This is a genomic window from Aurantiacibacter marinus (assembly GCF_001021555.1).
In the GTDB taxonomy this organism is placed as follows: domain Bacteria; phylum Pseudomonadota; class Alphaproteobacteria; order Sphingomonadales; family Sphingomonadaceae; genus Alteraurantiacibacter; species Alteraurantiacibacter marinus.
In genome coordinates, this window is record NZ_LDCP01000002.1 from 518,399 (window position 1) to 531,540 (window position 13,142).

Annotated in this window: 14 protein-coding genes; 11 read left to right on the forward strand and 3 right to left on the reverse strand. The window is 58.5% G+C overall.

Translation table 11 applies throughout. The features are described 5' to 3' along the window. Positions 1-79 precede the first annotated feature (79 nt). From AB731_RS08860 to AB731_RS13665, 5 genes are all read left to right on the forward strand, one after another. Complete coding sequence (locus AB731_RS08860) at positions 80-649, forward strand: hypothetical protein (protein ID WP_052768969.1); 570 nt, start codon at positions 80-82, stop codon at positions 647-649. Between the two features lie 106 nt (positions 650-755). Beyond that, on the forward strand, positions 756-1,511 hold the full coding sequence (locus AB731_RS08865; RefSeq protein ID WP_231638891.1) for a DUF2189 domain-containing protein: 756 nt from the start codon (positions 756-758) through the stop codon (positions 1,509-1,511). Between the two features lie 15 nt (positions 1,512-1,526). Continuing rightward, complete coding sequence (greB, locus tag AB731_RS08870) at positions 1,527-2,009, forward strand: transcription elongation factor GreB (protein ID WP_047093414.1); 483 nt, start codon at positions 1,527-1,529, stop codon at positions 2,007-2,009. 57 nt (positions 2,010-2,066) lie between these two features. Next, positions 2,067-2,618: an RNA polymerase sigma factor gene (locus AB731_RS08875; RefSeq protein WP_047093413.1), complete on the forward strand. Its 552-nt coding sequence runs from the start codon at positions 2,067-2,069 to the stop codon at positions 2,616-2,618. Next, positions 2,615-3,199, forward strand: a complete 585-nt coding sequence (locus AB731_RS13665) for a hypothetical protein (RefSeq protein WP_052768968.1) — start codon at positions 2,615-2,617, stop codon at positions 3,197-3,199. The genes AB731_RS08875 and AB731_RS13665 overlap by 4 nt, the downstream gene beginning before the upstream one ends. A 77-nt stretch (positions 3,200-3,276) precedes the next feature. On the opposite strand, the gene AB731_RS08885 is transcribed toward AB731_RS13665, so the two are convergent. Then, positions 3,277-5,073: a flotillin family protein gene (locus tag AB731_RS08885; RefSeq protein ID WP_082126424.1), complete on the reverse strand. Its 1,797-nt coding sequence runs from the start codon at positions 5,071-5,073 to the stop codon at positions 3,277-3,279. 41 nt (positions 5,074-5,114) lie between these two features. Next, positions 5,115-5,756: a YqiJ family protein gene (locus AB731_RS08890; protein WP_047093412.1), complete on the reverse strand. Its 642-nt coding sequence runs from the start codon at positions 5,754-5,756 to the stop codon at positions 5,115-5,117. Between the two features lie 179 nt (positions 5,757-5,935). Between AB731_RS08890 and AB731_RS08895 the strand changes: the two genes are divergently transcribed. Together AB731_RS08895 and rlmN are read left to right on the forward strand one after the other, a co-directional pair. Continuing rightward, positions 5,936-6,436, forward strand: coding sequence for an invasion associated locus B family protein (locus AB731_RS08895; protein ID WP_047093411.1), 501 nt, complete (start codon positions 5,936-5,938; stop codon positions 6,434-6,436). Between the two features lie 36 nt (positions 6,437-6,472). Beyond that, a complete protein-coding gene (rlmN, locus tag AB731_RS08900; protein ID WP_047093410.1) occupies positions 6,473-7,723 on the forward strand; it encodes a 23S rRNA (adenine(2503)-C(2))-methyltransferase RlmN in 1,251 nt (416 codons plus the stop codon). On the opposite strand, the gene AB731_RS08905 is transcribed toward rlmN, so the two are convergent. Continuing rightward, complete coding sequence (locus tag AB731_RS08905; protein ID WP_047093409.1) at positions 7,711-8,943, reverse strand: DUF418 domain-containing protein; 1,233 nt, start codon at positions 8,941-8,943, stop codon at positions 7,711-7,713. The two genes, rlmN and AB731_RS08905, sit on opposite strands and share 13 nt — an antisense overlap. A gap of 74 nt (positions 8,944-9,017) precedes the next feature. Between AB731_RS08905 and AB731_RS08910 the strand changes: the two genes are divergently transcribed. From AB731_RS08910 to AB731_RS08925, 4 genes are all read left to right on the forward strand, one after another. After that, positions 9,018-9,611 carry a class I SAM-dependent methyltransferase gene (locus AB731_RS08910; RefSeq protein ID WP_064971818.1) on the forward strand — a complete coding sequence of 198 codons (594 nt, stop codon included), beginning with the start codon at positions 9,018-9,020 and terminating at the stop codon, positions 9,609-9,611. 128 nt (positions 9,612-9,739) lie between these two features. Further along, positions 9,740-10,216, forward strand: a complete 477-nt coding sequence (locus AB731_RS08915) for a glycine zipper 2TM domain-containing protein (RefSeq protein ID WP_047093407.1) — start codon at positions 9,740-9,742, stop codon at positions 10,214-10,216. A gap of 144 nt (positions 10,217-10,360) precedes the next feature. After that, positions 10,361-12,427: an NAD(+) synthase gene (locus AB731_RS08920; RefSeq protein WP_047093884.1), complete on the forward strand. Its 2,067-nt coding sequence runs from the start codon at positions 10,361-10,363 to the stop codon at positions 12,425-12,427. Continuing rightward, complete coding sequence (locus tag AB731_RS08925; protein WP_156167418.1) at positions 12,424-13,140, forward strand: hypothetical protein; 717 nt, start codon at positions 12,424-12,426, stop codon at positions 13,138-13,140. Before AB731_RS08920 ends, AB731_RS08925 begins: the two co-directional genes overlap by 4 nt. Positions 13,141-13,142 lie beyond the last annotated feature (2 nt).

Sequence of the window (13,142 nt, forward strand, 5' to 3'; positions counted from 1 at the left end):
GCTAACGGCCCCCTTGCTATGGGTCCTCGCTGCGTGTGCGCCTGAGAGTGTCACTGCGCAAGCGGGCGAGGCACGCCATGTGTTCTACCTGCATGGCCGGATCATAGAGGTTCAGGGACTTCCGGCGATAAGTGAACGCTACGGCGAGTACCGCTTCGATGCGATCCAGGACAGGTTGGCGGCTGAAGGTTTTGTGGTTCACGCACCCGTCAGGCCGGCCAACTCCGATGTCGATGCACAGGCACGGCAATTGGTTCTGGAAATCAATGACCTGATTGATGGCGGCGTTCCTGCACAGAACATCACGGTGATTGGGGCATCGAAAGGAGCTTACATTGCTTCGCTGGTCTCGCACCATGCTGAAAACCCGCAATTGCGGTTTGTCCTTCTGGCCGGATGTGCGCCAGCAGTCACGGACCATATGGTGCAAAATGGCATCGGGTTTTCTGGTGCGGTTCTGACCATCCGTGACAGTCTCGACACGCTGCTTGCAGGGTCATGCCAGGATGTCTTCAATGCGTCGGAAAACGCGACACAGATGCGCGAATTGGTGGTGGAGACAGGGCTAGAGCACGGCCTGATTTACGGACCACGGGACGAATGGATCTTGCCGGCGTTAGACTGGGCGAACGCCGTTTCAGTTCGCTAATCTCTGCATTCTTGATCCACATCAATGCTTGCATCTCCCTTTTTGCGCAGTGTGTTTACGTTGGGAGAGACCGTTGGACAAAAGCGCAAACAGTACGCGAGGCCATGTGGCAGACGATCTGACGTTCGCAGATCTTCGCGCCGCATTGGCTGCCGGATGGCAGGATTATCGCAAACAGCCCTTGTTCGGCCTGTTCTTCGCAGCGATTTACGTGGTGACCGGATTGTTTATCTACGCCGCCGTTATGGGGCGCGGTGAAATCATCTGGTGGATCGCAGCGCTGGCGGGGTTTCCGCTGATAGCCCCTTTCACCGCTGTCGGCCTGTATGAAGTCAGTCGCAGGCGAGAAGCCGGTCTTCCTATGCGGTGGGGTGCAGTGCTCGGAGCGCTGAAAGGACGCGGGGATGAGCAATTGTTGTTGATGGGCGGCATATTGTTTGTTGCTTTCAGCTTCTGGGTCATCATCGCGCACGGTATCTTCGCGATCTTCATGGCTGAAGCTGGCGCAGGCGGGGAATCCATCGCGGCTCTGGCCACGCCGGTCGGTATCGCAATGCTGACAGTCGGCAGCATTGTCGGTGCGATCATCGCCCTGTTTTTCTACGCCATCACCGTAATCAGCCTGCCGATGCTGGTGGACCGCGATGTCGATTTCATTACAGCAATTATCACAAGTGTTTCGGCATTGCGCGCCAATCGCAAGGTGTTGCTAAGCTGGGCCATCATCATCTCTGCGGCGCTTTTCCTCTCGATGTTGCCCGCTTTTGTTGGCCTGCTGGTGACACTGCCGGTGTTGGGTCACGCGACATGGCACTTGTATCGCCGCATCGTTCCGGCGACAGGCGTTGGTGCCACAGATTGAACGCCAGAGACCTTTGTGACTGACAGAACCAATCCCATCACTCCCGCAGGCCTGACTGCGCTCAAGGCGCGCTATGACCATCTGCTCGGTACCGAACGGCCCGAAATCACCGAAATCGTGAGCTGGGCTGCGGGCAACGGCGACCGGTCAGAAAACGGCGATTATCTGTATGGCCGCAAGCGTATGCGGGAAATCGACCGGGAACTGGCATATCTCGCCAAGGTGATGAAATTCGCCAAGGTCGTCGATCCGTCACAGCAACCCGACAAGAGCCGCGTTTTCTTTGGCGCGACCGTAACCATCGCAGACGAGGACGATGAAGAACGCACGCTGACCATTGTAGGTGACAAGGAACAGGATGCCAGCGCCGGCCTTGTCGGCTGGTCCAGCCCCATCGCCCGCGCCCTTCGCCGCGCGGAAATTGGCGATTTGCGCACCGTCAAATTGCCCGGCGGGACGAAGGAATGGGAAGTCATCGCGATCATATATCCTGACTGACCGAAAAAATTTTCGCCAATCGTGTAAGACTTCCCGTGCCGGGCCGACTACCCAATCATGGCACGAGAGAATGACACATTGCACGATGCGCATCTATCGCAGGATGAAGCTTACCGGCAGGCTGCCGCCGCTTACGGAGCAGCAATTGCCCGCTTGGCGCGTGGTTATGAAGCCGATGCCGATCTGGCCCGCGACCTGGTGCAGGATATTCACGCCGCGCTGTGGCGCAGTTTCGCCTATTTCGAAGGGCAATGCTCGGTACGCAGCTGGGTTTACCGGATCGGCCACAATGTCGCGGTAAGCCATATACAGGCCGCTCGCCGCACAAAACCGGGCAATTACGCCGGGTTGGACGAGATCGACCATCTGGCTGCGTCCGACAATCCCGAATCCACGGTGGGCGAAAACCAGATGGCAGACCGTCTGCTCGCCACGATCCACCGGCTGAAACCCGCCGATCGGCAGGTGATGCTGCTGTATCTTGAAGATTTGACCGCTGCCGAAATCGGCGATGTCACCGGCCTGTCTGCCGGGGCGGTCGCCACCCGTATTCACAGGATCAAGGCGCTGCTCGCCGAGCCTTTCCAGCAAGAGGAGCCAAGACCATGACCCCCGAAGAGCACGCCCGCGCCAGCTGGCAAAACGAAGGAGAAACCATGCCCCTACCCCCAATCGAGGAATTGCGCGCCCGTGCGGACCAGTTCCGCCGAACCATCGTGCGGCGTAATTGGGGCGAATATGCTGCTGGGGCTTTTGTTATCCTGGCATTTTCGACCATGGCTGTGACCGGCCCGTTACTGGCGATGCGCATTGGCGCTGCTCTGATAGTTGGCGGAACATGTGTGGTCCTGTGGCAATTGCATCGCCGCGGCAGCCCGCTTTCTCCAATGGAGCACGGCGGCCAGCTATCTGTGCTGGAATACCAGCGGCGTGAGCTTGTCCGTCAGCGCGACGCATTGGCCAGCGTTTTCAGATGGTACCTGCTCCCGCTGATGCCCGGCATGGCCATTATGATGCTTGCACCGTTGCTATCAACTGCTCCCGCGCAATGGGCGATGCCGCCAGCAACCGCATTGCTTGCCATGGCAAGTGTGGTCGCGGTGTTCGCGGGAATTTATGTGCTGAACAAATGGGGGGCGCGGAAATTGCAAAGTGAAATTGACGAGATCGACTTCCTTAAAGCGGGCTGAAAAGCCTCTCTCGGCGCAAGCAAAAGGGGCGCGGTTTTCAAGCCGCGCCCCTTCTAATTGTGTGTCTTCAATGAACTTCAGGATTCAGGCTTGGTCGCCGGACGCGGCTTTGGCTGCGCACTATCCTTCGGCCGAGACTGCGGCTTAGCTGCCTTTGCCGGGGCCGTATCCTCTTTCGCTTCGGGCGAGAACAGGCTTGGTGTTTCCGCATCATCGGAAATCTCCGCCATCAGACCGGAATGGCCGTCCGCCGCACCCTTGACCATGTCGTTCAGCGAGGAACCGGTGAGACCGAGTTCCTTCATCAACCCATCCAGAACCGGCGCCTGTGCGCGGTAAGCGAGGGCTGCGGAGACCGCATCGTTGGCAAGGTTACCGGAGCCGCCGCCGTTGCCGCCGCCAGTTGAACCGGCAGGGCCGCTACGCTGCGTCAGGCCGTCCACCTGAACGATCTTGATGCTGTCGATGGCCTCCATTGGCTTCGCGCTTTCGCGGATCGCTTCGGGCAGGACCTTGAGGAGCGCCAGTTTCGTCTGAAGCGAGATCTGCTCCATCGAGAGGATGTTTGCGGCCTCGTTGATGGCCTGCTGGCCAGCAGCCTCAACTTCAAAACGGACGCGCGCAGCTTCTGCCCGCAGCTTTTCAGCTTCGGCTTCACCCTGTGCTTCAAGGCGCAAGGCTTCCGCGCGGTTGGACGCAGCATCCTTTTCCGCTTCGGCTTCCACCTTGACACCAATGGCTTCGCGTTCCGCCTGCTTGGATGCTTCGATCAGCTCGATCTTTTTCTGGCGTTCAGCGATTTCGCTTTCACGCGCTGTTGCAACTTGCTCCTCTGCAGCCACGGCCTTGGCACGGGCCGCATCAGCTTCGGCACGGGCCTGACTTTCTTCGCGTGACTTGTTCTGAACGGCAATCTGCTGTTCCTGCCGGGCGATTTCGAGAGCGCGCACCTGGTCGATCCGCGCTTCTTCCACCAGCCGGTCAGCTTCGATCTGCTGCGAATCCACTTGCTGCTTCGCTTCGATCCTTGCCGAATCAGCTTCGCGCTGGCGCTCGGCCTGTTCGCGGGCGATTTCGGACATTTGCGAAGCACGGCGCACTTCAACTTCGCGCTCCTGACCAAGCCGCGCATATTCATTGTCACGGCCAATCTCGAATGATTTGGTATCAGCTTCGAGGTTCTTCATTTCCATCTGCACACGGGTGTCCTGCTCGATATCGTTACGCAGCTTCTTGCGCGCTTCGATCTGCTCGGTCAGCTTGGTCAGACCTTCGGCATCGAAGGCGTTGTTGGCGTTGAAATGTTCGATACTGGTCTGGTCAAGCCCGGTGAGCGAAACCGATTCAAGCTCAAGTCCGTTCATCGCCAGATCGCTGGAGGAAACCTGCTGCACCTTCTGCACGAAATCGGCGCGCTGTTCGTGCAGTTCGTTCATTGTCATGCCTGCTGCAACAGAGCGCAGCGCATCGACGAACTTGCCTTCAACAAGATCTTTCAACGCCTCTGGCTGCATCGTGCGCTGGCCCAGCGTCTGCGCGGCCATGCCAATCGCTTCGGCATCGGGTTTTACGCGAACATAGAACTCGGCCTTCACGTCGATCCGCAGCCGGTCGAGCGTAATCAGCGCCTCTCCATCGCGGCGAATGACGGACAGGACCAGCGTGTTCATATTAACCGGCATCGTTTCATGGAACACCGGCAGCACCAATGCGCCGCCGTTCATGACCACTTTTTCACCGCCAAGACCGGTCCGCACGAAGGCCGTTTCCTTCGACGCACGGTGGTACAGTTTGATGAGGAATACGAAGATCGCGAATATCGCGGCTCCCGAGATGCCGATCCATATGATGCCGGATTCTAACAGATTATCCATTTCTTCTCCTTGCTATGAAAATTGAACTATTGGCCGCGCGCTCAACCCATCGGGGCGAGTTTACGCTCGGCTAGTGGTACGCCGAAGAAGGTCTCGCCTTCTCTTCGCACCAGCAAAACCTGGTCGCCAGCAGGAATGATGCTGGAATCTTCATGCGGCTCGACCATGACGTAATGGGCGTGGCCGAACCGGTCCCGGACCTTGGCTCGGGCAGGCGAGCCTTTCGCCGCCTTGCCGGTGGTAATGGTGCCGCGTCGCCCGACGAGGCTGTCCAGCCGCACTGCGCTTGTTTCATCCTGCGGCATGAACCGGCCCAATGGCCTCACCAAACCGGCTGTTGCCGGAATGCTTGCCCCACCCGCGATCAACGCCGCGAGCCATACGTAGAGCGGCGATCCAGTCAAATCGACGGCAAGGGCCTGCGTGCTGATGCCGACCCCGCCAAAGACCGAAAGGAAAACGATCAGCCAGACGAACACCGGGACTTTGCCAAGACCCAGCAATGTGGCCACTGCCCCGCCAAGCCCCGCTGCCGTCGGATCGCCGATATCCGATCCGGCATCCAGATCAGCGTCACCGCCGAAATCGAAATCGCCAAGGCCTATCAGCTGCAAGAGACCAAACAAAAGCATAACCCCAAGCGCAATGGCGAAGGGCAGATTGTAATCGGCAAACAGGCTCATCTCTCTTACCGCCTCCCGTTCATTTGCCGGGGGCGCCTTTCATCTTACGGGTTTTCTAGGAGAACCCCCTCCGTCCTGATTCTCCTACGGTAAATACACGGAATTTACCAGAAAAACCGGATTTTCAGCGTACGATTTTCGGGTTTTGGCGCGCGCCGAATTTGTGCCTATATATAGGTATGCTCCGTCGCTCCCTGCCCCTTCTGCTGTTGCTGGTTTCTACCCCGCTTTGGGCCAATGATCGGTCACGCGACAGCCTCGGTGTATTTGGCGATTGGGGCGCATTTCGCGATCCTGAAACGCCGCGCTGCTATGCCATTGCGGAGGCCGAGGCGAACAGTTCGCGTCGCGATTTCCAACCGTTCGCCAGCGTGGCCACTTGGCCGTCACGCAACGTCCGTGCGCAGGTCCACTTCCGGCTTGGTCGACGCTTGGCTGAAAATCCGCGCGTTCAGCTTGCTATCGGAGGGGAACGTTACACGCTGACCGCCGGTGATGGTGACGCTTGGGCCGCAGACACCCGCACCGATCGCGCCATCGTTGCGGCGATGCGGGCTGCGGGAGGTATGTCCGTCAGCGCCACCGATATGCGCGGCAATCGCTTCACCGATCGTTACAGCCTCGATGGAGCTGCCACGGCGATTGACGCGGCCAACGTCGGCTGTGCGCAGATCCGCTAGCCAAACGCTCGCTCCCGCCCTATATCGATGCCTCCCATGGCCGATACGAACCTTATGAGCATTCCCGGGCAAGTAGACCCGGTTCCCGTCGCACGTGACATCACGCCGCGCGAAGATGGCCGCGTCGATCTGATCGGGCTGCCGAAGGCGGATATCGCCGCGCTGTTCGAAGGCGCCGGGCTGGACAAAAAACAGGCAAAATTGCGCGCCAAACAGGTGTATCACTGGCTGTACCATCGCGGCGTGACCGAGTTTGAAGCGATGACCGATATCGCCAAGACCATGCGCCCGTGGCTGACAGAGCGGTTCGTGATTGGCCGGCCCGATGTGGTGGAAGCCCAGCATAGCACCGACGGCACACGCAAATGGTTGCTGCGTACCGATGATGGCCATGAATTTGAAATGGTCTTCATTCCCGACGCGGATCGCGGGACCTTGTGCGTGTCCAGTCAGGTCGGCTGCACCCTCAATTGCACTTTCTGTCACACCGGCACGATGCGGCTAGTGCGAAATCTGACCCCCGGCGAGATCGTCGGGCAAGTCATGCTGGCGCGTGATTCCCTTGGCGAATGGCCCAAGGGCCGGATGGATATTGCCGAAGTCGAGGACGAGGCGGAATATACCGCAGACGGTCGCTTGCTCACCAATATCGTGATGATGGGCATGGGAGAGCCACTGTATAATTTCGACAATGTCCGCGATGCCCTTCGGCTTGTGATGGACGGTGATGGCCTTGCGCTGTCAAAGCGGCGCATCACGCTGTCGACCAGCGGCGTTGTACCAGCGATGGCGCGCTGCGGCGAAGAAATTGGCGTGAACCTTGCCGTGTCGCTCCATGCAGTCACCAAGGTAGTGCGCGACGAGATTGTCCCGATCAACCGCAAGTTCGGCATCGAGGAATTGCTCCAGGCCTGCGCCGATTATCCCGGCGCCAGCAACGCGCGGCGCATCACGTTCGAATATGTGATGTTGAAGGACAAGAACGACAGCGATGCCGACGCTCGCGAGCTTGTTCGCCTGCTGAAGCAATATGATCTGCCCGCCAAGGTCAATCTGATCCCATTCAATCCCTGGCCGGGCGCAAATTACGAATGCTCCACTCCAGAGCGCATCCGGTCCTTTTCGAACATCGTGTTCGAAGGCGGGATTTCCGCGCCCGTGCGCACGCCGCGCGGCCGCGACATCGATGCGGCTTGTGGCCAGTTGAAAACGGCCGCCGAGAAGAAGAGCCGCGCCCAGCTTGACCGAGAGGCGGCAGAGGCAGAGCCAGAACCTCAGGCGAGCTGACGGCGTAACCGCGGTTTGTCGCCATAGGTGGCCCAGCGCCATAGGTATTCCAGCGGTCCAAAAGCATACACCTTAAGCCAGAAATGGCTGAATACGGTTTGGGCCGCGAAGAATATCAATGCGTAAATGGTGAATGCGAAGGTGCCTTCCCGCCCGCTGAGTGCCAGTCCCGGGCCGACGCCGAAAAGCAGGAACGCAATGAAAAAGCTCTGCGCGATATAATTGGTCAGAGCCATCCGGCCAACCGGAGCAAAAATGGCGGCAACGGGCCGCAGACCGGAATGGAAAAACAGCACAATCAGGCAAGCATAGCCAAGCGCGGTCAGCGGGCGTGACACATAATCGACCAAATCAACCAGCTCAGCGCTTCCGAACAAAGGTTGCATCTGATCCATGCTGACAGCAGCGTTGATGTATTGGCCCGCCAGACCGAGCGGCAATGCAACTGCCATTACCTTTGCGTATTGCGGCAACAATTCTGCTGCCCTTTGCACCCAGCCGCGGCGGGCAATGTAGGCACCGATCAAAAACCGGCCCAAAGCATAGAGAACCCATGTGTAAAGCATACCTCCCGCCACCCATTCATACCAATTGATGCGCATGAAACCTGCGAAAATCGCGGTATAATTACCAGCTGCGCTTGCCGCCTGCCGCGAAAGAATTGCAGCGTCATCAAAGCCCGTCGAAGCATCGGCAAAGAACCCGCTTATCTGGATCAGATGAGTAAGAACCGGAGAACCAAAAACCGCCAGGGAAATTCCGATTATGATAAAGGCGCGCTGGCTGAGGCCGCGCATGAAGAACAACAGGAAACCGGCAAGCGCATAGACATGAAGGATATCCCATATCCACACGAACGACATATGGACCAATCCAATGGCAAGCAGGATGAACAGGCGCCGCAAATAAATGGTTTCGAAAGCGACATCACGCTTTTGCAGCCGCTCCATCTGGACCCAGAAACCGATACCGAACAAGGTTGCAAACAGGGTGTTCGCTTTTCCGTAAACCAGCCATGACAAGATGAAATGTGTCCGGGTATCTGCAGGGGCTGAAGAAAGTGCAGCAATTTGTGCATCCGTTGCCATCCACGGAGCAACGGCGAATTCGGTCAGGTTCGCGAGAAGAACCCCTAAGAGTGCAAAGCCGCGCAATGCATCAAGCACACCGATACGTTCGGCAGATGTCACCGGCGCAGCGCCAACCAGACTGTTGTTCATGATAATCCCCCCAGATACTGATCTGCTATCTTCAAAGACTTGTTCTGAAAAGTACGAGGTCGCATTTTATGCCCATGGCTGACCCCGCCACTCTCGCCTATTACGAAAATTCCGCGCCTTCCCACACGCTCAGCTCCGGGCAGGCCCCAAGCCGCGATCTGGATACGTTCTTGGATCGCGTTGGGCCCGGTGCAAATATTCTGGAACTTGGCTGCGGGATGGGCCGCGATGCAGCGCGGATGGTGGAACGCGGGTTTGTCGTCGATGCGACTGACGGTGTGGCGGCTATGGTGCGAAAGGCCAATGAATGCTTCTCGCTCGGCGCGCGGCAAATGCGTTTCGAAGAGCTTGCTGCACAAGCCGAATACGATGCCGTATGGGCGCATGCCTGCCTGCTGCATGTTGCCCGCACAGACCTGCCCGCAATACTTCGCGCCATCCACCGCGCGCTGAAGCCGGGGGGATGGCACTATGCCAGTTTCACTCTCGGTTCAGGCGAAGGGCGATGCCGGTCGGGGCGGCTCCACAATTTTCCGGACGAGGACTGGGTAATTTCCGCTTATGAAACGGCGGGGTTCGGTATCGCCCATCACGCGATCCGGCCTTTCGGCGGAGCGGAGGGGACGATCCGCGATTGGATCGCAATCACAGTCAGGGCCAGCGATTGAACTCGTCCAAGAAACGTTTCGCCGTGTAAATTAAATCCCAACGATCCGTTCATCTTAGGTTGGGATTATCTGAACGATACCAGGTTTCTCGGCGGCATCCACTGTCCGAATCGGAAAGGTTAATCGTGATGAAAAAGTCCATCCTTGCTCCCATGTTTGCACTCGCTGCGGCCACGACCCTGGCCCTTCCCGCTGCCCCTGCCATGGCGCAGGGCGGACCACCTTCCTGGGCACCCGCTCACGGTTATCATGGCCAGGATCGCTACGACCGAGACGATCGTTACGATCGCCGTGATGCGCGCCAGGATCGGCGTGAGCGCCGCGAAGACCGCCGATATCGCCAGCGCGACTATGACGACAATGGCCGCTACTACGAACCACGCCGGGTGAGCCGTAACGACCGTGTCTGGCAGGGCCGCGATGGGCGGTATTATTGCGAACGTGACAATGGCACGACCGGTCTGATCATCGGTGCCGCCGGCGGCGCGCTGCTCGGGCGTACGATCGATACACGCGGCGACCGTACAGTCGGCACATTGCTCGGGGCAGCCCTTGGCGGCGTGCTCGGACGCGAAATCGATCGGGGCGATGCACGCTGCCGTTAAAGTAACCGGAGCCTCGCACTGCGCGAATAGCTCCTTGTCCCCCCCAGACTGGCGCCGCCGCTCTTCCCCTCAGAGCGGCGGCGTCAATATTTTGCGCAGCAGGATTTTACCCCTCGCCTGAAAATCTGCGCTATGGGCAGCTTCATGAGCGCCCAAAAGCACCCCTTCTTCGACATGCACACGCACGGTTTCGTGCGCGTCGCAACCAGCACCCCCACCACGCGCACGGCAGATGTCGCCTACAATGCGCAAGGGATTATCGAGCAGGCGCAGATGGCGCATGAAAGCCATGTCGATCTACTGCTCTATCCAGAACTTTGCCTGTCATCCTATGCGCTGGACGATCTGCATATTCAGGCAGCCTTGCTTGAGGCGGTCGAGGCCGAGATAGAGACAATCCGCGCCGCGAGCGAGGACCTGACGCCGGTATTGGTCATCGGCGCGCCGCTGCGCCGGGGCGGCCGCATATACAATTGCGCCGTAGTGATCGCTCAAGGCGAAATTCTGGGCGCAGTGCCCAAAAGCTACCTCCCCAATTACCGCGAGTTTTACGAAAAACGCTGGTTCGCACGCGGCAACAATTGCCAGGATCTTTGGCTGACGGTGAACGGTTCGGAAATTCCATTCGGCACCGATCTGATCTTTTCCGCCAATAACCTTCCTAGTTTCACATTCGGGATCGAGATCTGCGAAGATTTCTGGAGCCCGGTTCAGCCTGGCACGATGGCCGCGCTGGCTGGCGCGACAATTCTGCTGAACCTGTCCGCCTCCAACATCACTATCGGCAAGTCGGATGAGCGGCACCTTCTGTGCCGCGCATCATCCAGCCGCAATGTCTGCGCCTATGCCTATTCCGCCAGCGGCTTTGGCGAAAGCACCACAGACCTGTCATGGGACGGCCAAGGCATGGTGTATGAGCTGGGCGATCTGATGATCGAAAGCGTCCGATTTGAGCTGAAGCCGGAGCTGTGCGTTACCGATATCGATACGCGCCGCATCCTGAATGAGCGCATGCGCATGGGCACGTTCAATGATGCGGCAGAGGATATGGGGCGGCCTGAAGATGCTTTCCGCACGATAGGGTTCGATCACGCCTGCAAGGCTGGCGACATCGGGCTGAAGCGCGCCATTCGCCGCTTTCCGTTCGTGCCCAACCGGATCGAGAAGCTGGACGAGGATTGCTACGAAGCGTTCAACATCCAGGTCGATGCGCTGATGCGGCGGATGCAGGCGACAGGCGCGAAATCGCTGATTATCGGTATTTCCGGCGGGCTGGATTCCACCCACGCGCTGATCGTGGCGGCAAAGGCATGCGACACGCTCGGCCTGCCCCGCTCCATGATCCGCGCCTACACCATGCCCGGCTTCGCCACTTCTGACGGGACGAAGGCAAATGCATGGAAATTGATGGAGGCTTTTGAAGTCACCGCAGAGGAAATCGACATCCGGCCCGCTGCGCGGCAGATGCTGGATGACATGAACCACCCCTTCGCTGACGGAGAACCGGTTCACGATGTGACGTTTGAAAACGTGCAAGCAGGCCTGCGGACCGATTATCTGTTTCGCCTTGCCAATCACCATAAAGGCTTTGTGATCGGTACCGGCGATCTGTCAGAGCTGGCGCTGGGCTGGTGCACCTACGGCGTCGGCGACCAGATGAGCCATTACGCGGTGAATTCCGGCGTGCCCAAAACATTGATTCAGTATCTGATCCGCTGGACAACGCGGACCAGCCAGTTTTCTCCTGTATGCGATGTCGTTCTGGAAGAGGTACTCGGTACTGAAATCAGCCCGGAACTGGTTCCGGCGGACGCTGCAGGCAACATACAGAGCACCGAAAGCATCATCGGCCCCTATGAGCTCAATGACTTCTTCCTTCACCACGTGTTGCGCTGGGGTCAGCAGCCAAGCCACGTGGCATTCCTGTGCTGGCACGCATGGAAGCAGATAGAGGCTGGGCAGTGGCCGCACGAATTCCCGGAAAGCGGCAAGAACCAGTATGATCTGGCCGAAATCCGCGGCTGGCTGGAAAAATTTCTTAAGCGCTTTTTCCAGTACAGCCAGTTCAAGCGCAGCGCCCTGCCCAACGGGCCGAAAGTAAGCTCAGGCGGCGCATTGTCTCCGCGCGGAGACTGGCGCGCGCCCAGCGACGCCGTGGCCGATGTGTGGCTCGCTGAACTGCGCGCGAAAGTGCCTGACACCGAAGGATGATTATTCCGTCCTGTCCGCAATATGCAGAGGCCAGGCAATACAAACTCGACAAACGGCGGATGGTTGCTCCGTTCGATAACTTGGCCGACTTCATTGCCAATGAGTTTTCAGTCCCGCGCCCGTTGCTGGTGCGGCTGGATCAGCCAGATGGGCGAGCATTGGATCGCCATCGCGTGGAGGTGGTGTTTGACCTGGAAGAGGATGCCAGGCGCTTTCGCGATCCTGAAATGCCGCCTTTCAATCAAGCCAAACAGAAATTGGTCGTCGATGCTTTCGCGGCCATGCTCGCCGATATCGCGCCACTACGAAGCGGGATGTTGAATACGCTGACTAATTTTCGCAAAACCCCGCTGCCATCGTCCGCAGCGATGGACAAGCTTTTCGTCATATTCTCATCATTTGAAAAACCTGCGCGCATCGAAGCCGTTGACGCAATTCACGAAAGCGAAGTTGAAGAAATAGCACGCCAGCTGGGGCTCTGGAAAGTCCATCGGCTATTCGCCGGGGTCACCTTCATGTTCGAGACAGACGCGGAAGCAAGGGCCGCACTCACCAATGGCGCTGCGGCCAGATGCAGGAAGCTTCTGGCCGAGGCGTTGCGGCCCCACGACACTTTCGGATATTTTGCGGATCGACCGGTTCACACCAAAATCGACAGCCGCGAATCTTTCCAGCGCGACTTTAACGGCAGCTGGTTCCATTACACTCGCTGAGC